Raw genomic sequence first — 18,509 nt, 5'->3', positions numbered from 1 at the left:
GGAGAACAGGCCATGCTCGCACCATTGAAAGTTAAAGAGTATATGAATGGCACCAAAATCACCTTCACCCCCGAAATGGAGGTGTTATATGCTATTCATCAGTTAATTGAATTCAAGATTTCCGGCGCCCCGGTTATTGATCATCACGGTAACCTGATTGGTTTCTTGTCCGAAAAAGATTGCATGCAGGTTGCGCTCAACGCATCCTATCAGGGCGAAGCCGGCGGACGCGTGATTGAGTTCATGCATAATATGGTCGAAACCATCGATGTTGACGCTTCTATTATCGAAGTCGCCGAAAAATTTCTGCAAACCGACTATAAATGCCTGCCGGTGGTCAAGGAAAACCGTCTGGTCGGTTCCATTACCCGCCGGAATATCCTTAAAGCGCTGGAAATGGCTGCAAATATAGAAAGCAGTAAAAAACCGGCAAAGCAGTCCACCAAGCAGCATATTCACGTCAGCAGTACTTCTTAAACTGACGTTCAAGCCTGATCATACTGAAACAGCTGCTGCGGCAGCTGTTTTTGTTTGTCCGCCAAAAAAGCTAAGATAAGGCTGTATTCACCATCAGGACAAACAGATGCAGCTCGTGTTCCGCGCCAGCAATATTCTTGAAGCCCACATTGTCGCCGGCTTGTTGAACAGCCGCGATATAGAAACGCATGTGAGCGGGTTTTATCTGCAAGGTGCCGTCGGCGATTTGCCTGCTACCGACTTTGCCCATGTGTTTGTTAACGATGATGATGTTGATAAGGCCGAAAAGATAATCGAAGACTACGAAAACGGCGAGTTATAAATTGTTTGATTGCTTGGCCGTCTCTCTATTCTTCGACTGGGAGACAAACATTTTTTCAGGTACAACAGAGGCAAAGGTGAAACATCAACAACCCGAGTTGAATGAAAATAAGGAAAAGATGGCGAAACAACCCCCGCTTTATAACCAACATGTGGCGTGCGGTGCACGCATGGTGGATTTTCATGGCTGGATGATGCCGCTGCATTACGGCTCGCAACTGGACGAGCATCACGCTGTGCGCCAGAATGCCGGCATGTTCGACGTCTCCCACATGACCATCGTAGATCTGCACGGTGCCGATACCCGTGAGTTCCTGCGTTATCTGCTGGCAAACGACGTTGCCAGGCTCACTCAAGCCGGCAAAGCATTGTACTCCGCCATGCTGAATGCCACTGGCGGCGTGATTGACGATCTGATCGTTTATTTCCTCTCTGAAGACTGTTTCCGCTTGGTGATGAACGCCGCCACCCGTGACAAAGACCTGGCCTGGATCGAAAAACAGGCAGCACCGTATGCTGCTGCACTGACGGTACGTGACGATCTGGCGCTCATTGCCGTACAGGGTCCACAGGCACAGGAAAAGACAAAATCCTTTTTTACGCCGGAACAAAAACAGGCAGTGGCCAACATGAAACCGTTCTGTTGCGTACAAGCCGGGGAACTGTTTATCGCCACCACCGGTTACACTGGCGAATCTGGCTATGAAATCGCACTTTCGAAAGAACGGGCAGCAGATTTCTGGCAGCAACTGCTGGCCACCGGTATCCAACCGGCCGGTCTCGGGGCGCGTGACACGTTGCGTTTGGAAGCAGGTATGAACCTGTACGGGCAGGAAATGGACGAAAATGTTTCGCCGCTGGCTGCCAATATGGGCTGGACTATTGCCTGGCAACCGGCAGATCGCCGCTTTATCGGTCGTGAAGCCTTAGCGCAGCAGCGTGAACAGGGTACTGAACAGCTGGTCGGTTTGGTCATGACGGAAAAAGGCGTATTACGTCATAAAATGCCGGTATATTTCACTGACGCTGCAGGTCAACTGCAAGAAGGAGTGATCACCAGTGGTTCCTTTTCGCCGACACTGGGCTGCAGTATCGCCTTGGCGCGAGTGCCTGCCGGTATCGGCAAACAGGCAAGGGTACAGATCCGTAACCGTGAAATAGCGGTTAAAGTGACCAAACCCGGCTTTGTGCGTGCCGGTAAAGTAATCATTGATTATTAGCTTCGAAGGAGTGTGTGACTGTGAGTAATATGCCAACAGAACTGAAGTACGCGACGTCTCACGAATGGGTGCGTGACGAAGGTAACGGCGAATACAGTGTCGGGATATCCGAGCACGCGCAGGAAGTACTGGGCGATATGGTATTTGTCGAATTACCGGAAATCGGCACCATAGTTTCTGCCGGCGACGAATGCGCTGTCTTGGAATCAGTTAAAGCCGCTGCTGATATTTATGCCCCGCTCAGCGGTGAAATCATCGCGGTGAACGGCTCACTGGAAGATTCCCCGGAACGGGTCAACAGTGAACCATACGATGACGGCTGGCTGTTCCGTATCAAAGCGTCCGATACTGACGAAGTGGATAATTTGCTGGACGCTGACGCCTATCAGGAATCTCTTGACGCCTGACGTTTCTTTCGGCTGTATCGCCTCAAGGTACTGGTATCATAAAAGATACACAGGAGATAGCCATGACTCAGACGCTCAACCAGCTTGAATACAAAGAAGCGTTTTTCAAACGCCATATCGGCCCATCTCCCGAGCAACAACAGCAAATGCTGGAAACGGTAGGCGCCGGCTCGCTCGACGCACTGATCCAGCAGGTTGTACCGGCGGATATTCAACTGCCGGTACCACTGCCGGCGAGAGAAGCGGTGACCGAACATCAAGCGCTGACCGAATTGAAGGCTATGGCCGGCCGTAATCAACGTTACAAATCCTACATCGGTATGGGCTACAGTGCAGTGCTGACGCCACCGGTGATCCTGCGTAACGTACTGGAAAACCCGGGCTGGTACACCGCTTACACGCCGTATCAAGCGGAAATTTCGCAGGGCCGTCTGGAAGCCTTGCTGAACTTCCAGACCATGACGCTTGATCTGACCGGGTTGGATCTGGCCTCTGCCTCCCTGCTGGATGAAGCAACAGCGGCGGCCGAAGCGATGGCGTTGGCCAGGCGCGCCAGCAGCCTGAAAGACGCAAACCGTTTCTTTGTTGCCGATGACGTGCACCCGCAGACGCTCGATGTGGTTCGTACCCGCGCCGAAACCGCCGGTTTTGAACTGATCGTCGACAACGCCGCAAAAGTGCTGAAACTGGAAGGTGTGTTCGGCGTGCTGTTGCAGCAGGCGGGCACTACCGGCGAACTGCATGATTACGGCGAACTGCTGGCCGAACTGAAATCCCGCAACATTATTACCAGCGTCGCCGCCGATATCATGGCGCTGGTTTTACTGACCGCGCCGGGCAAGCAAGGGGCGGATGTGGTTTTCGGTTCTGCTCAGCGTTTCGGCGTGCCGATGGGTTACGGCGGCCCGCACGCGGCATTTTTCGCCTGCCGAGACGAATTCAAACGTGCCATACCGGGCCGTATCATTGGCGTATCGCGCGATGTAGCCGGTCACACTGCGCTGCGCATGGCACTGCAGACCCGCGAACAGCATATTCGCCGTGAAAAGGCGACCTCGAATATCTGCACTTCGCAGGTGCTGCTGGCCAATATCGCCGGCTTCTATGCGGTATTTCATGGCCCGCAGGGGCTGCAACGCATTGCCGGGCGTATTCATCGCCTGACCGATATTCTGGCTGCCGGGCTGCAACAGGCCGGATTGACGCTGCGCCATCAAAGCTGGTTCGACACCCTGACAGTGGCCGTGAAAAACAAGGCGGCGGTACTGGAGCGGGCGCGGCACTTTAACATCAACCTCCGCAGTGATATCCGCGATGCGGTGGGCATCACGCTTGATGAAACCACCACCCGGGAAGATGTGCAGACTTTGTTTGCCGTGTTGCTCGGTGAACAGCACAAGCTGGACGTTAATAAGCTGGATGCAGCGGTGAGCCAACAAAGCTTATCGATTCCGGCGGCTATGCTGCGCACGGATCCGATCCTCAGCCATCCGGTATTCAACAGCTACCACAGCGAAACTGAGATGATGCGTTACCTGCACAGGCTGGAACGAAAGGATATGGCACTGAACCAGGCGATGATCCCGCTCGGCTCCTGCACCATGAAACTGAACGCCGCAGCGGAAATGAGCCCGATGACCTGGCCGGAGTTTACCGAGCTGCACCCGTTTTGCCCGCCGGAGCAGGCTGCCGGCTACCAGCAAATGATCGGTCAGCTTTCCCAGTGGCTGCTGCAACTGACCGGTTTTGATGCGATCAGCATGCAACCGAACTCCGGCGCGCAAGGCGAATACGCCGGTCTGCTGGCAATCCGTCATTACCATGAAAGCCGCAACGAAACCGGCCGCCATCTCTGCCTGATCCCCAGTTCAGCGCACGGCACCAATCCGGCGACGGCGCAGATGGCGGGCATGTCAGTTGTGGTGGTAGCCTGCGATAAACAGGGCAATATCGATCTGGAAGATCTGCAAAAAAAAGCCGAACAAGCAGGCAATTCACTTTCCTGCATCATGATCACCTACCCATCGACTCATGGCGTTTATGAAGAAAACATCCGCAAAGTGTGCGAGGTCGTGCATCAGTTCGGCGGCCAAGTGTATCTGGACGGTGCCAATATGAATGCACAAATGGGCATCACTACGCCGGCCTATCTCGGCGCCGACGTTTCGCACCTTAACCTGCATAAAACCTTCTGCATTCCGCACGGCGGCGGCGGCCCGGGCATGGGACCCATTGGCATCAAAGCACATCTGGCGCCGTTTGTGCCGGGCCACAGCGTGGTACAGATTGATGGTGTAACTTCCGAAGGGGCGGTATCTGCGGCACCGTTCGGCAGCCCTTCTATCCTGCCCATCAGCTGGATGTACCTGCGTCTGATGGGATCGGAAGGCTTGAAACGGTCCAGTCAGGTGGCAATCCTCAGTGCCAATTACATCGCAACGCGTCTGAAAGATGCTTACCCGGTGCTGTATACCGGCCGGAATCAGCGCGTAGCGCACGAATGTATCTTGGACATCCGGCCATTGAAAGCAGAAACCGGCATCAGCGACCTGGACATCGCCAAGCGTCTGATCGACTACGGCTTTCATGCGCCTACTATGTCGTTCCCTGTGGCCGGTACCTTGATGGTGGAGCCGACCGAGTCGGAAAGCAAAATCGAGTTGGATCGCTTTATCGAGGCAATGCTGTCGATCCGCACTGAGATCGATCGCGTCGTGAACGGCGAATGGCCGCTGGATGACAACCCGCTGGTCAACGCACCGCATACTCAGGGCGAACTGGCCAGCGACTGGCAGCACGCCTACAGCCGAGAACTGGCGGTGTTCCCTGCAGCATCGCTGCGTGACAACAAGTACTGGCCGGCCGTGAAACGCCTGGATGACGTCTATGGTGATCGTCATCTGTCCTGCTCCTGTGTGCCGATAAGTGAATATAAATAGCCGTCATTTGGGGCACGCTCTAGTAGCTCACGCGAAAATGGGGGTCCGTTTTCCTCTTGCCCCGTGAAACAGGCAAGTCATGCTCCCGTCCTTTTTACCTGAGGCCAAATTGGTGTAAGCTCTTCGTTTACTGCTTATCAACAATAAAGAGTCAGCATGATCTACAACAGCATTCTCGATACCATCGGCAACACTCCTGTCGTCCGTCTTAACAATATTGCCCCCGCTCATGTCGATCTTTTTGTAAAGGTCGAATCCTTCAATCCTATGGCTTCGGTCAAAGACCGGCTGGCTTTTGCCATTATTGATGATGCGGAAAAACGCGGCGTGCTCAAACCCGGCCAGACGGTTGTCGAAGCCACCTCAGGTAACACCGGCATCGCACTGGCGATGGTCTGCGCTGCCAAGGGTTATCCTTTTGTCGCTACCATGGTCGAAACATTCTCGGTCGAGCGTCGTAAGATCATGCGTGCTTTGGGTGCCAAAGTTATCCTGACCCCGGCGGCCGAAAAAGGTACCGGCATGGTCAAGAAAGCCGAACAGCTGGCGGAACAACATGGCTGGTTTCTGGCCCGTCAATTTGAAAACCCGGCCAATCCCGCTTATCACCGTAATACCACAGGCCCTGAAATCCTGTGTGACTTTGCCGGTAAACGTCTCGACTACTGGGTCTCCGGCTGGGGTACCGGCGGCACGATGACCGGCGCCGGTGAAATGATTAAAAAGGCGCGTCCCGATACCAAGATCATTGCCACCGAACCTGCTGCGGCTTCAATGCTGGCTGGTGATGACTGGAACCCGCATAAGATTCAAGGCTGGACCCCGGATTTTGTACCCGATGTGTTAAACCGTAAAGTTTATGACGAACTGTATCCGGTCACTGATGAGGAAGCCAAAGACTGGGCATTACGGCTAGCCAGTGAAGAAGGCATATTTGTCGGCCTGTCCAGTGGCGGCACGCTGGCTGCAGCAATGAAAGTCGCGAAAAAGGCCGAGCCCGGCTCAACCATTCTGGCAATGCTGCCCGATACCGGCGAACGTTATCTGTCGACCTATCTGTTTGAAGGCATTAACGAAGGTTCGGACGATGACTGGCTCGCCAGCCAGGGATAAAAACAAGAAAAAGCCCGGGGAACCGGGCTTTTCTTATTGATCCAGCACACTGACCAATGCCAGTGACCAGCAACAGAAAGGGTCGGCACCAGTCACAATGTAACTCTGCACGTTATCCAGTTTGTTCAGTGTTGCCAGATAAGGCGTCAATACCGAGCCCGGCACCACGTCGTCACGCTCACCAATCAAATGAATCTGCGGCACCGATTGATTCCAAAGCCGTGCTGTAATCCACCGGACTCAATGAGTCATACAGCGGTGCTGAATGATTAAAGTCCGCCCATCTTTTGGGATCCAGATTACCGGCCACGGTCACCAACAGTGCAATATCGCCTCTTTTTGCTCCAATAATGGTTGCCACTGTACCACCACCGAAAAAGCCAATCCGTCGGATCTTGTCCGTATGGAAGCGAGTTTTCATCGCCATAATGGTCCGATTTATCGAATCAATCACCAACTGCGAGTAACGATGTGAAGTCCTGAGCGCTTTATTACAGGAATTAAGGTGATTGCCCACCAGATACTGACAAGGCCAGCCGATATAAACGCTATTGCCACCGATATCCGTTGCCAGCTCAAACGCAATGACCGGTTTACCATCAGCCTCAATAAAAATATTAAGCGTATCGGCCTGTCTCAATTCCGCTGGCGCAACCCCCATCATCAAGTGCTTGCCGCCGGATAGAATGATCCGGCTCCACGGCAAAAATAAGTTCTATTTATGCCCAAAACCTTTTACCATTGGCGCATGTCTGCGCAAATAAAACGCTTCGATCCGGACAAGGAATATTTCTTTGTTGAAGGCTGCTTTATCAATGAACTATCCAACTCCAGCCAGGATCCGGATGTCTCCATTGCCCGTGCCAGAGTGACGCCAGGCGTCACCACTCACTGGCACCGGCTCAGTGCCACCACCGAACGTTATGTCATTCTGGAAGGTCAGGGGGAAATCGAGATGGGGGATAATACCCCAGAGCCTCTCGGCGCCGGTGATGTAGTGATTATTCCACCGCAAACGCGTCAGCGTATTACCAACACTGGACAGGAAGATCTGATTTTTCTGGCGATCTGCTCACCCAGGTTTCACGATAAAAACTATATCGATAGCTGATAATCAGCTAACACAGCTTATGCTGTAAAAGATATACCAGACAGTTACCGGTACGGCACAAGCTGCCAGCAGAATAATCCATGACAGGATCTGTATCAACCGCCCGCGTCTCACTGCCATCTTACCTTGCAATATCACCACATCTCTTGTGACCGGCGTATTCGGTGGCGGAAAGCATCGCGTTTTAATAATCTTGTTCGCAAACCGAATCAAATATGCCGCCATCAGCAATACCGGCAACACCAGAACTGACATTACCAGAAACACTACATAAGTATGGCTCAGCAGAAATTCGGCATGGCTTTGCAGCCACAGATTGATATTGCCGATGAAATATTCCAGCACAAAAAACAAGGCAGTGCCGATAAGAACCCCACCCAGTAGGGTCATAATGGCTTTTCTTCTGGCTTTGGGATCGGCTTTTTGTATTTGGTTCATGTTCGTTCTGTTTCTGTCTGGAAATAATGATCGGCGCGAGGATTAAATAATAACCAGATAAAACATACTTTTTTATAAACTTGAAACCTTGTCCTCAACAGCCTGTTTCCAAAATCTCCCAAACTTCCTTCACGTGATAACAGCAGGGATATCAAGATAGCGATGACTTTTTCCTGCAAATTAAATCCGTATTTACCGGCCTCAAGGGCGATAAAGCAGAAAAAACGGGCAAATATTGACCACTGAGTCTGGTAATTTACTTTGCTGCTGGCGACACCCACCAACTACACACAAGCCATTTCCCTTCGCTTTTTTACCGGCCAGCCTAATAACACCCAACATCACAAGGTGTCAATACCTATTTATGCTAATTGTATAACCATTCAGATATTGACACTATCACAGTGTCTTTTACTAAGTAATCTGGAGATATTGTATGAAAATAATTTCGTTTGGAAAGTTTGGCGCCAGCAACTCGACACCGATTACCACTGACCTTGATGGTTGGAAGCCTGTTGAAGGCTCACCAACCATGAAAACATGGATTGAACATGTGCCGGCTGATGGCAAGTTACTCACCGGATTTTGGGAAGCCACACCCGGCACTTACCAAGTCACTTACAATGCAGATGAAATGGTTCACATGTTTGAGGGTAAGGCCACTCTTACCGAAGATAATGGTGAATCCGTAACATATGTCGGCGGTGACAGCTTCTTAGTTGAAGCAGGTTTTAAGGGTACATGGAAAACTGAAGAAACCGTACGCAAAATTTTTGCCATCCGGATGGGCCAAGATGTAACAGCGCCATTTGGAGACTGAATCCCCTCTCTACCCTACCCAAAAAGCCACGTTTAAACGTGGCTTTTTTATGGGCATGGCGTTGCTGAAGTCACGCATAACGGTGGATTTAGTCACAAATGCACTGACGGGTAGCAGTATAACGAACGATAATGAAATCCGCCCGCACTCAGCATTGAATTACCTGACACCATCCGAATTTGCAGCCGATTTTCGAACAGAAAAACAACCCTGTAATTAAGGACATTACAAACTGTCACTGGTCAGTTAATGAAGGCAGGCCAGTGTGTGATCCGACAGCATCTGAAAATCGCTATCAAGGCTTTATCTGTATCCGTAATTTTGTGGGAAACGCATTTTGGTTAAAGAATCCAGATTGGCAGTGAAGCTCTTAATTGAGCAACAGCTACAACCTCCTTCAAATTATCCTTTGAAATGATTGTGATTCATTTATTGAGTCTACATGCACAATATCCCGGGATACTGGTGCCAGTAACTTTCGAAAAATAACTGTATTTAACAAAAATTAAAGTGCATCCAAACCTATCACATATATCTACCCCTCCCCATTAACCCTTAAGTAGTAACCACTAGAGACTATAGACACATCTACCGAGAAAACTATGATGAAACTCAGGGTCAATCAATTCCCTAAAAATAATTTATGATCTTTTACAATTTTCTCGGAGAGTAAGACCATGGCAAGAGATCCCCGATACGATATCCTTTTTACCCCTATTCAGATAGGCTCCAAAACCATACGCAATCGATTCTACCAAGTGCCGCACTGTAATGGTGCCGGTACCAATTCCCCCGGTATGAATATGGCCCATCGCGGCGTTAAAGCCGAAGGCGGCTGGGGTGCGGTCAACACAGAACAATGCTCAATCCACCCTGAATGTGATGATACGCTTCGTATCACCGCCCGCATTTGGGATGAAGGAGACATGCGCAACCTTAAGGCAATGGTTGATCATGTTCACAGTCATGACTCTCTTGCAGGTTGTGAACTGTTTTATGGCGGCCCTCATGCACCAGGCTTAGAAACACGCACGATAGCGCGTGGACCAAGTCAATATAATTCGGATTTCGGCACCATTCCAGGTTGTCCGGGCTTTACCTACAATCATGAAGCTGATAAAGACGAACTTCTCAGGCTTCAGCAACAGTATGTAGATGCTGCACTGCGGGCACGCGACACTGGCTTTGATCTCGTCAACGTCTATGGTGCGCATGCTTATGGCCCCATGCAGTGGCTCAACCCTTACTACAACCGCCGTACCGATGAATATGGTGGCAGTTTTGAAAACCGCGCTCGGTTCTGGATCGAAACACTGGAAAAAATCCGTCGCGCATGCGGTGATGATATAGGTTTGGTAACCCGTTGCGCTGTTGATACGCTTTATGGCGGCAAGGGCGTCGAGATTGGCGAAGATGGTCTGAAATTTATCGAAATGGCATCACCCTATGTCGACTTATGGGATGTTAATATCGGTGATATCACCGAATGGGGCGAGGATGCTGGTCCTTCACGTTTCTACCAGATTGGTCACGAGAATGACTGGATTCGCCATATCAAGCAGGCCACCAACAAACCTGTAGTAGGTGTTGGCCGCTACTACGATCCCGAAACAATGCTGCAAGTCGTCAGTTCAGGGGTTATAGATATTATTGGCGCGGCACGACCATCAATTGCCGATCCATGGCTCCCGCGTAAAATAGATGAAGGCCGCGTTGATGACATCCGCACTTGTATTGGCTGTAATGTCTGTATCTCGCGCTGGGAAATGGGTGGTGTGCCGTTCATCTGTACCCAAAACGCTACTGCCGGTGAAGAGTATCGCCGCGGTTGGCATCCGGAGAAATTTGAACCTGCTAAATCGGAACATGACGTTCTGGTCGTAGGTGCAGGCCCGGCCGGTTCTGAATGCGCACGAGTCCTGATGGAACGCGGTTATACCGTTCATCTGGTAGATGCCAGCGACAAGATCGGTGGTTATGTCAATGATGTGGCCACTCTGCCCGGCCTTGCCGAATGGAGTTTCCATAGAGACTATCGTGAAACACAAATCACCAATCTGGTCAAAAAGAACAAGAATAATCAGGTGGCTTTAGGCGTTAAACCTATGACGGCCGATGATGTTCTTAACTATGGTGCCTCACGCGTGGTTATTGCTACCGGAGCCAAGTGGAGTACTACCGGTGTCAACCACCGCACTCATGAACCGATCCCTGGTGCCGATGCTAGCCTTCCTCATGTATTAACACCAGAACAAGTGTTCGAAGGTAAAAAACCGGTCGGCAAACGTGTCATGATCATCAACTATGATCCCTACTACATGGCACCAAGTTTGGCCGAAAAGTTCGCACGTGCCGGTCACGAAGTTACAGTAGCCACCGTTAGCGCCTTGGGAGCATACATGGAGTACACTCTGGAAGGCGCGAATATGCAACGGCTTATTCACGAACTTGGTATCAAGGTTCTCGGCGAAACAGGCTGTTCAAAAGTGGAAGAAGGCCGTGTCGAACTCTTCAACATTTGGGGAGAAGGCTATAAGCGTGAATTTAAAGGTACTGGCCAGCTGCCTCGCAAGGAGAATGATAGCCATGAGTGGCATGAATGTGACACAGTGATCCTGGTTACATCACGCGTCTCGGAAGACAAACTCTATCGTGAACTGAAAGCGCGTAAGGATGAGTGGGAAGAAAATGGCATCACTGACGTTTTTGTCATTGGTGACGCCGAAGCACCTAGAATTATCGCAGATGCTACTTTCGACGGCCATCGTCTTGCGCGTGAAATCGAAGACGAGGATCCACAACATCAGAAACCTTACAAGCGCGAACAGCGTGCGTGGGGTACAGCTTACAATCCGAATGAAAATCCGGACTTGGAGTGGAGACTGTAATATTCTGAGTAAATATTAAGTCTTTGAGTTAACAACGGGGACAGCATATCAGTATGCTGTCCCCGTTCTCATTTCTGGCATTAGTTTTACTGATTGCTTCTACACTGGCGGCGGCGATTGGCTCAACAATCAGATTGAGATCCCGCAAATCAACGAACACTTTTCATGTGCTTGTTTTAACATGAAAGGAAAGAGGAAGATGAACCCAATTGAAATATGCCGAAAATATTTTCCCGTGCAGAGGCAAGAGCTGATATTTTTTGGTTACATTGAGTTTTTCATAAGCACCCAAGAAACGGCAGATAGATACAGAAAATGCTCTTAACCTAGTTTCCAATAGAGTAAAATCAGTTCTACGGGAATTCCACCAGGAGAACCCTATGAAATGAAAGGAAATGAACTCACCCCAGAAGCAATCCTGGATGCCGCACTCGAACTGGCAACGCATCGACATTGGGAGGCAGTTCGTCTCCGCGATATAGCCTTGCTTATGAACGTGAGCCTTGCTGACCTCCATATGCATATTGACGAGAAAGAAGACCTTATCGATCTGCTCTGGGATCGGGCCGATCGACATATGCTAGTCACCTGCCAGGGACCTGATTTCCATATCCATGATTTCCCTACTCAGTTTGAACACTGTGTGATGAGCTGGCTAAGTTGCCTGACACCATACCAAAACACCGTTATGCAAATGGTTCAGGTTCGACTCGAGCCGGGTCACCTGCATATACAGCTACCCACGCTATTCCGCATCAGTCGTACTGTACAGTGGATGCGGGAACTCTGTGGACGAGAAGCGACCTTCCTGCAAAGGGCATCGGAAGAAGTGGCACTCACCACGGTGTTTGTCACAACAGCATCAGCTTGGCTCACAGATAAGAGTGAGAACGCTAGCCGCACACGGCAGTATCTAGCGCGCGTTACCCGTCAGGCTGTGCGCCTCGGGCAATTGTGGCCAGGCCAGAGCTTACGTTAGAATTAGCCTTTTTCAGGGCGACCAGCCTGATAATCTAGTTATGTCTCTGAATGGATGGGGCGCTATCGCTATCCTGCTATCGTAACTCTAATATCATCGTATGCCGCCCATGCAGGAGCGATTGGCGGTCATATGGGGACATCCCTGCTCAGGAAAAGACCACTACAGATTTTAGATATCAAAATATCAGCGCGCTTCCTGGCTAAGCTTAGCGGTGTTGATGCGTATTAAAAATTAGACTATTTCAGCAAAATAATTATTGAAGGTTGGGGCTTAGGTTAATCAAGTGATCTGGCCCTTTGTTCATCAGTGTTCTTAACAAAATATTGATCGCTGCCAGGGTTGAACAATAATGCTATCAGTATCAGATAGGTCAGGCTCTTCCAGGCAAACGGACCTATCACGCCATAGAACGAGAAGGTCAAAAACAATACCGTCAGCCCCCAGACTGCCATCAGCCAGCGTGACCAGTTCTGTCTTTTCCAAAGCGCGATACCGGCGATAATCCAGATAAATGAACCGATAAGGCCGTGCCAGATATGCAGATCGAGGGGTAATGGGATCGGGCCTTTATCGATTAGAGGCTGCATTATCTTGGTGAAGGAATTGGCGGCTTCATCGTTGAGCAGGATGAAGAATTTGGGAAATAGGGTTAGGAGTCCGTAGAGGGAGGCCATAATAGATAGGACTTTTAGGACTGAAGGCATGGTGGTGTCTATTTTGGTTGGTGAAGGTCGTAAGTTAAAGTGTCTTATGTAGGAGGTTACTACATCAATCGATAATCAAGTGACCTGCTCCCTTTTTCCTAAAAAACACATTAGTGATGATAATGAAAAATAAGCTAGCACATCTTTTCATGACATTAGTATCAACTACTATAAAAGTGGTAAGACCTGAGGGCTTTATCAAAAAAGCTCCCTCGGATTCTGCTTGAGAAGCCGAGGGAAAATGGGAGGAAATTGGAAGTCCAATTCCAGCTGAAAACATGTCTCAGTAGACTTTGCGATCCTGACCGAGATTAGAAAGACTTGGACACCGCGAACATGACACGCTGATCCACAATCTGATGATTCGAGTCAAACCCATAGAAATCGTGGTCGCCTTTCTTGATGTCCGTATCGTGATATCTGACGTCAACATTGAAGCCAAATACATTGCGGCTGATACCGATGTTCCAATGCCACCAGTCCAGCTCTTCCTTGCCATCACCATCGGCATCAAGATTTGGTCCATCATTATCAAAGAACTGATAACCGACACCACCCGATAGCGTAAAGCCATGTGGCAGGGACCAACTGGGATGTATAGCCACATTATGTGATTGCAGATCTTCGACACCAAACCAGTCTGTAAGCGTTGGTGAATATTCAAGCTTCAGGTTAACCGGACCGAACTGCTTGTCGATGTAGTTAAACATCTCGAGATAGTTGGAATCGCGGTCACCCGGATAAATGTATTGAAAGAACATACCGTTGTAATTAATACCTGTATCCGCAATGTCCTTGGTTGCGTAACCGGCATAAGGCCCCCATAATGCATTTATATGAGGATTGTTCCCTTCAGCATCATCGCCCGGGAAAAGGTTATTTGCACCGTAATACCCAAGATAGAAACCACTGGAGTGTGTCCAGGTAATTGCAGCTTTGATGGAAGGAATTTCACCGTCATTTGTCTCTGACTCCCCCCTGAACACATAGTCTGAGGCAAGTTCAACCCAAGTGCTGAACTTGCCACCCAGCACCGTCTCGCGATCGAGATAATCGATAAGCTGGTTAGACTCTTTTGCCGCTTTCGCAGGTCCGACTTCTGCCTGACCACCGTCACCAGCCCATGCAGATGATGTTGCCGACGTGCCCATCACAAGCAACAAGAAAGATTTTAAAGAAATAGTTTTCATTTTTTGAGCACCTCATCTAATGATGCATGCATGACAGGGCGACACATTGTCGACTCGGAAGGCACCATTCCCTGGGCCATATCTATTGCAGGCGGTTCGTTATAGCTCACGACAGGACTGACCGTCGGAAATGTCAGGGTTAGTTCGCCTGGCACTTCCTGTCTATCCGGGTTAGTCGCGCCGCGTTCAGTGTTGTAAGGATCCGTAAACACGCCATAATGTCCGGGTTGCATTTTGTAGGTCACTTTTTCCGTGCCTACCCCGGCATTCGCGAGATATTTATTCGGATCACTCCAGTCACGACCGTCTAGGTTGGTGAAAAACTTGATATCAACTAAAACTGAGTCACACAACGGGGTGACCTCTTCGTATTGAGTCGGCCAACCGGAACCACCAGATGTATCGGGATAACGTCCCCAGTCACCGCCTTTTAAAGGACAGGCGCCACCGCCACCAAAAACATCGCGGTTAGGATGATGAACGCCATAAATGGGCAAACCGACTGCACGTGCCTCACCACCATTTTCCAGGTGAAAAAAGGGATGTTGTGTGACCTCATTTTTCATTTCATGTCCCTGCTTTTTCAGGGCTTGGAAATAGTTACCCGCAGGTCTGACATAGCGATGATCTGCATTGTCGGTATTGTCATAAACAGCTGTAACGAACAAATATGGTCGATTAAAGAAAGGTCTTTCTACCAAGTAATACTCAGCCTTGGTCTTGTTGGTATCGATGGCTTCCCATTTAACGTGAAGCTTGTCTTTTCCTTTCTGGCCGACATTGACCCATGAACGCGCATCCGGAAGATGCTTAAGACGCAGGACCTTGCGGTAATTTTCCTTGATATCCAGTCCTGCACGTTTGCCTAGAGGACCAATTTGATCTGCTGCAGATTGACTGAAAGCAAAATTCATTGCCTTTTGGGCATAGGGGTAATCATTCGCCGACATCGTGCAATACCAGTTCGGTAAGTCAATGGGCTGATGATCAACATATTTGTCATCAAATTTAGGATGGGTAATCGGAAGGTCAATAAAGTTGAGCGTACCCTGTTCGCTGATACGTTGATCAGGATACTTATAACCAGACCAACTTTCCTCAGGGAGGAATGCACTGTAATTTTTCTCTATGATTTCCTGGTTAGCCTTGGCCATCAGATCTGCATCTTCCGGCAATCCATTGGCACCTTTTTTCAGATACTGCCTAACCGTGCCTTTTTCCTGAACTCGCCATAAACCATGTTTGCCCTCACCAATCATCGTGAAGACTTGTTCAACCACGTTGACAAAGCGGTAGGTTGAATTGGTGTTCATATAGCCGTAATAAACGGGCAAATGTGGGATTTGCGAGTGAGTTTTTTCCGGACGGCCAATGCCCAGCAGTGCCTTTTGTTTATCATCTTTTAAAATAAATTGATCACTGGTGTAGAAGAATGGATCTCCTCCTGTTAAATCGGTGAGATTCTTATCCGCCAGTACAGAGACAGGCAATGTGATCGACACACACAATGGAATCAATTGAGCTAATGAGGATTTTTTCATCTCTCTCTCCTCTAATAATTATTTTCAATATGCTCTTGAGTACTGAACCCAAGATTCCATACGGGAATTAGAACAACTTCCGTTGACCACAGGCATAAGCCAGACCCGAGTCATCGGTTGAGAACGTGATAGTTGACCCTTTGGGGAAGAAGAGAACATCACCTTTTTCACCTTTGACTTTTTGTTCGCCATCAAAGAAATAGATGTGGCCATCAAGAATGATCTTGGTGTCGTCGTAATCATAGGTATAAACCAATGGCTCACCCTTTTCGAGCCTGAACATGCCACATGATATGGGGGCTCTGGGGTCGGATGAGCCAACAATATCTTCAAAGTAAGCATTCACACCCGGCGTGTTCATTGAAGCGATAGGCATCGATTGCGCATCTTTGAAAATCTGCAGATTTTTACTGCCTGCCGGCACTTCCACACCATGAGCAGAGACTGAAGCAGTCACTGTCAATGTTGCTGTCATCACGACAGCAGAAATAAAGGTTATTGGTTTCATTGTTAACACTCCGTTACATAAAAAAGATCTTTGTATTCAATTGCATGAGGCATTTCTGTTACAGAGATTAATTACTGATTGGAAACAAAAGTGACTCTGATGAATGCGACTATAGTTATAATGCAGACATTTTTACGTGTCAAGTTATTTTTTACTTATTATGTAATTGCTTTGCCCGCTAACAGTAAAAATAGCGGTTCGTGCTAAGATGCCGTTTCATTGAATTGTCAGATAAATCGGGCCATAAGAGCGCGAAAAACAGGAATCGGCTATGAAACGAAATGGTTTTGGCGAACGACTCAAAGAACTGATCAAACAGAAGCAATTAACCCAGGCGCAGGTCGCTTCAGCGATAGGTACGTCAATACCATCAGTTAACCGCTGGACCAAAGGCGGGGAGATTGAATATGACAACCTCAGGGCATTGTCAGATTTTCTAGAAGTCAATTGGATATGGCTGCGCTATGGTGATGATGCTATTGAAAGCCTGAAAAGCATTACGTCCGAAAACAAGACAATGACAGACATGCGTCGGGAATATCTCACGCAAATCCTCGACAATGAAGCACGGATGAAATCTGCCCTGAAAATGGCACAGATTGTTAACTGGGAATGGAATGTGCTCACAGGAACTTTAAACTTGTCAGATAATGCTGAAAGTGTCTTTGGCTGTGCTCCTGACAATGTACGTCAGAATATGCTGCCTTTTGCAGACCAGCCAATTGAGGAAATAATTGAACTGTTCCGGCATGTAAGTCCTTATACGTGGGACTTTCGCCACTCTACTACGCCTGACGGTATCGAAAAATGGTTCACCTCAACAGGCAAGCTTGTTTTTGATACCCTGCAACGCCCCGTCAAAGTGATCGGGGTTACGACAGATATATCAGCCCGCAAAAATGCTGAACTGGCGTTGGAACGAAGTGAATATATGCTTCGCAAAATTATTGAAACCATTCCGGTAGGACTGTGGGTCGCAGACAAAGATGGCACGATATGTCTTGCTAACCCTGAAGTTAAACGTATTTGGGGTGGCGCAAAATATGTTGGTTTGGATCAATACGGTGAATACAAGGGTTGGTGGGAAAAAAATGGTGAAGAAGTTGGCCCAGAAGGCTGGACATTGGCCAGAGCGGTTAAAGAGGGAGAAGCTACCACGGCTGAGGTTGTAAACATTGAAGCATTTGATGGTGAGCGCCGTACAATTATCATGTATTCCACGCCGCTTTATGATAATGACAAGAACATCATCGGCGCTATCGAGATCAACCAGGACATCTCGGAAGCAAAAAATACAGAGCGCTCCCTTAAACATAGCCTCGAACAATGGCAAGCAGTATTTGAACAGGAACTGTTTGACCTTATTCAACTAGATAGTAATTTAACCATAAAACGGCTTAGTCAACGATTAGAGAAACAATTATCGATTCCGTTAAAGAATGGTGCAAAACTGAGCGATCTGATTGATATGGCAATGCACGTTAATATAACTAAAAAGCTTCAAACTCATACTGCTGCCGATGTACATGCGTTTAAAGTGAGTGGCAAATACAATAACTCAGACCAGGAGCATGTGTTTCATATCATCCATGACAATCGCATGAATGACGAAGCTATGATACTCATTTTTAGTTTCTGATCTGGTCTGCTCAAGCCAGGTCATTACCAGAGTTTTGGACAAAAAAATACCTGGGCCACTTACAGGACAGGTTAGTTTTTTGTATTAAAGCCTGACAGTTATTTACATGGATGTAATGTATGCCGATAACGCAGGAGGCAGTAATCGGTGACCTACTTTATCAGCCACATCCCTGTGGCTGAACTTCAAATAAAAAAACACCCAGACGTCT

At 48.8% G+C, this 18,509-nt stretch carries 19 protein-coding genes; 11 read left to right on the top strand and 8 right to left on the bottom strand.

The genetic code is table 11. The features are described 5' to 3' along the window. The first annotated feature begins 12 nt into the window (after positions 1-12). From OMP95_RS05520 to cysK, 6 genes are all read left to right on the top strand, one after another. Entirely contained in the window at positions 13-477 is a 465-nt protein-coding gene (locus tag OMP95_RS05520; RefSeq protein ID WP_266326789.1) for a CBS domain-containing protein, read from the top strand. A gap of 106 nt (positions 478-583) precedes the next feature. Continuing rightward, complete coding sequence (locus OMP95_RS05515) at positions 584-799, top strand: DUF2007 domain-containing protein (RefSeq protein ID WP_266326787.1); 216 nt, start codon at positions 584-586, stop codon at positions 797-799. Positions 800-875: 76 nt separating this feature from the next. Beyond that, positions 876-2,018, top strand: coding sequence for a glycine cleavage system aminomethyltransferase GcvT (gcvT, locus tag OMP95_RS05510; protein WP_266326785.1), 1,143 nt, complete (start codon positions 876-878; stop codon positions 2,016-2,018). Positions 2,019-2,038: 20 nt separating this feature from the next. Further along, positions 2,039-2,425, top strand: coding sequence for a glycine cleavage system protein GcvH (gene gcvH, locus OMP95_RS05505; RefSeq protein ID WP_266326783.1), 387 nt, complete (start codon positions 2,039-2,041; stop codon positions 2,423-2,425). 62 nt (positions 2,426-2,487) lie between these two features. After that, complete coding sequence (gcvP, locus tag OMP95_RS05500; protein ID WP_266326781.1) at positions 2,488-5,364, top strand: aminomethyl-transferring glycine dehydrogenase; 2,877 nt, start codon at positions 2,488-2,490, stop codon at positions 5,362-5,364. A 156-nt stretch (positions 5,365-5,520) separates the two neighbouring features. Continuing rightward, positions 5,521-6,477 carry a cysteine synthase A gene (gene cysK, locus OMP95_RS05495; protein ID WP_266326779.1) on the top strand — a complete coding sequence of 319 codons (957 nt, stop codon included), beginning with the start codon at positions 5,521-5,523 and terminating at the stop codon, positions 6,475-6,477. A gap of 33 nt (positions 6,478-6,510) precedes the next feature. Here the strand turns inward: cysK and OMP95_RS05490 are convergent, their stop codons facing one another. Together OMP95_RS05490 and OMP95_RS05485 are read right to left on the bottom strand one after the other, a co-directional pair. After that, entirely contained in the window at positions 6,511-6,681 is a 171-nt protein-coding gene (locus tag OMP95_RS05490; RefSeq protein WP_266326777.1) for a hypothetical protein, read from the bottom strand. After that, positions 6,656-7,183 (bottom strand): alpha/beta hydrolase, encoded by a 528-nt coding sequence (locus tag OMP95_RS05485; protein WP_266326775.1) that lies wholly within the window; start codon positions 7,181-7,183, stop codon positions 6,656-6,658. Before OMP95_RS05485 ends, OMP95_RS05490 begins: the two co-directional genes overlap by 26 nt. Before the next feature lie 15 nt (positions 7,184-7,198). On the opposite strand from OMP95_RS05485, the gene OMP95_RS05480 reads away from it, so the two are divergent. Then, positions 7,199-7,588, top strand: coding sequence for a cupin domain-containing protein (locus tag OMP95_RS05480; protein WP_266326773.1), 390 nt, complete (start codon positions 7,199-7,201; stop codon positions 7,586-7,588). Positions 7,589-7,591: 3 nt separating this feature from the next. Here the strand turns inward: OMP95_RS05480 and OMP95_RS05475 are convergent, their stop codons facing one another. Both OMP95_RS05475 and OMP95_RS05470 read right to left on the bottom strand, forming a co-directional pair. Next, positions 7,592-8,026, bottom strand: a complete 435-nt coding sequence (locus OMP95_RS05475) for a hypothetical protein (protein WP_266326771.1) — start codon at positions 8,024-8,026, stop codon at positions 7,592-7,594. Beyond that, on the bottom strand, positions 8,023-8,307 hold the full coding sequence (locus tag OMP95_RS05470; RefSeq protein WP_266326769.1) for a hypothetical protein: 285 nt from the start codon (positions 8,305-8,307) through the stop codon (positions 8,023-8,025). Before OMP95_RS05470 ends, OMP95_RS05475 begins: the two co-directional genes overlap by 4 nt. 155 nt (positions 8,308-8,462) lie before the next feature. Here OMP95_RS05470 and OMP95_RS05465 point away from each other — a divergent pair, with 155 nt between their 5' ends. From OMP95_RS05465 to OMP95_RS05455, 3 genes are all read left to right on the top strand, one after another. Beyond that, positions 8,463-8,846 (top strand): cupin domain-containing protein, encoded by a 384-nt coding sequence (locus tag OMP95_RS05465; protein WP_266326767.1) that lies wholly within the window; start codon positions 8,463-8,465, stop codon positions 8,844-8,846. Between the two features lie 677 nt (positions 8,847-9,523). Continuing rightward, a complete protein-coding gene (locus OMP95_RS05460; protein WP_266326765.1) occupies positions 9,524-11,734 on the top strand; it encodes an FAD-dependent oxidoreductase in 2,211 nt (736 codons plus the stop codon). Between the two features lie 490 nt (positions 11,735-12,224). Continuing rightward, positions 12,225-12,713 (top strand): TetR/AcrR family transcriptional regulator, encoded by a 489-nt coding sequence (locus tag OMP95_RS05455; protein WP_266326763.1) that lies wholly within the window; start codon positions 12,225-12,227, stop codon positions 12,711-12,713. 278 nt (positions 12,714-12,991) lie between these two features. On the opposite strand, the gene OMP95_RS05450 is transcribed toward OMP95_RS05455, so the two are convergent. The 4 genes from OMP95_RS05450 to OMP95_RS05435 form a co-directional block, all read right to left on the bottom strand. Further along, positions 12,992-13,303: a hypothetical protein gene (locus tag OMP95_RS05450; RefSeq protein WP_266326761.1), complete on the bottom strand. Its 312-nt coding sequence runs from the start codon at positions 13,301-13,303 to the stop codon at positions 12,992-12,994. 428 nt (positions 13,304-13,731) lie between these two features. Next, complete coding sequence (locus tag OMP95_RS05445) at positions 13,732-14,610, bottom strand: TorF family putative porin (protein WP_266326759.1); 879 nt, start codon at positions 14,608-14,610, stop codon at positions 13,732-13,734. Continuing rightward, complete coding sequence (locus OMP95_RS05440) at positions 14,607-16,151, bottom strand: hypothetical protein (protein WP_266326757.1); 1,545 nt, start codon at positions 16,149-16,151, stop codon at positions 14,607-14,609. The genes OMP95_RS05445 and OMP95_RS05440 overlap by 4 nt, the downstream gene beginning before the upstream one ends. 67 nt (positions 16,152-16,218) lie before the next feature. After that, positions 16,219-16,659 carry a cupin domain-containing protein gene (locus tag OMP95_RS05435; protein ID WP_266326755.1) on the bottom strand — a complete coding sequence of 147 codons (441 nt, stop codon included), beginning with the start codon at positions 16,657-16,659 and terminating at the stop codon, positions 16,219-16,221. Positions 16,660-16,930: 271 nt separating this feature from the next. On the opposite strand from OMP95_RS05435, the gene OMP95_RS05430 reads away from it, so the two are divergent. Then, entirely contained in the window at positions 16,931-18,298 is a 1,368-nt protein-coding gene (locus OMP95_RS05430; RefSeq protein ID WP_266326754.1) for a PAS domain S-box protein, read from the top strand. Positions 18,299-18,509 lie beyond the last annotated feature (211 nt).

This window comes from Methylophaga sp. OBS4, assembly GCF_026319305.1.
In the GTDB taxonomy this organism is placed as follows: Bacteria; Pseudomonadota; Gammaproteobacteria; order Nitrosococcales; family Methylophagaceae; genus Methylophaga.
The sequence above is the reverse complement of the archived record's forward strand: the minus strand, read 5'-3'. Positions and strand labels throughout refer to the sequence as shown.

What these genes read in the sequence shown, in the direction of transcription:
- cysK (WP_266326779.1), top strand. Translation starts at nt 5,521, where the DNA reads ATGATCTACAACAGCATTCTCGATACCATCGGCAACACTCCTGTCGTC.
- OMP95_RS05465 (WP_266326767.1), top strand. Translation starts at nt 8,463, where the DNA reads ATGAAAATAATTTCGTTTGGAAAGTTTGGCGCCAGCAACTCGACACCG.
- OMP95_RS05515 (WP_266326787.1), top strand. Translation starts at nt 584, where the DNA reads ATGCAGCTCGTGTTCCGCGCCAGCAATATTCTTGAAGCCCACATTGTC.
- OMP95_RS05445 (WP_266326759.1), bottom strand. Translation starts at nt 14,610, where the DNA reads ATGAAAACTATTTCTTTAAAATCTTTCTTGTTGCTTGTGATGGGCACG.
- OMP95_RS05440 (WP_266326757.1), bottom strand. Translation starts at nt 16,151, where the DNA reads ATGAAAAAATCCTCATTAGCTCAATTGATTCCATTGTGTGTGTCGATC.
- OMP95_RS05430 (WP_266326754.1), top strand. Translation starts at nt 16,931, where the DNA reads ATGAAACGAAATGGTTTTGGCGAACGACTCAAAGAACTGATCAAACAG.
- OMP95_RS05520 (WP_266326789.1), top strand. Translation starts at nt 13, where the DNA reads ATGCTCGCACCATTGAAAGTTAAAGAGTATATGAATGGCACCAAAATC.
- OMP95_RS05450 (WP_266326761.1), bottom strand. Translation starts at nt 13,303, where the DNA reads ATGCAGCCTCTAATCGATAAAGGCCCGATCCCATTACCCCTCGATCTG.
- OMP95_RS05480 (WP_266326773.1), top strand. Translation starts at nt 7,199, where the DNA reads ATGCCCAAAACCTTTTACCATTGGCGCATGTCTGCGCAAATAAAACGC.
- OMP95_RS05475 (WP_266326771.1), bottom strand. Translation starts at nt 8,026, where the DNA reads ATGAACCAAATACAAAAAGCCGATCCCAAAGCCAGAAGAAAAGCCATT.
- OMP95_RS05460 (WP_266326765.1), top strand. Translation starts at nt 9,524, where the DNA reads ATGGCAAGAGATCCCCGATACGATATCCTTTTTACCCCTATTCAGATA.
- OMP95_RS05455 (WP_266326763.1), top strand. Translation starts at nt 12,225, where the DNA reads ATGAACGTGAGCCTTGCTGACCTCCATATGCATATTGACGAGAAAGAA.
- gcvP (WP_266326781.1), top strand. Translation starts at nt 2,488, where the DNA reads ATGACTCAGACGCTCAACCAGCTTGAATACAAAGAAGCGTTTTTCAAA.
- OMP95_RS05435 (WP_266326755.1), bottom strand. Translation starts at nt 16,659, where the DNA reads ATGAAACCAATAACCTTTATTTCTGCTGTCGTGATGACAGCAACATTG.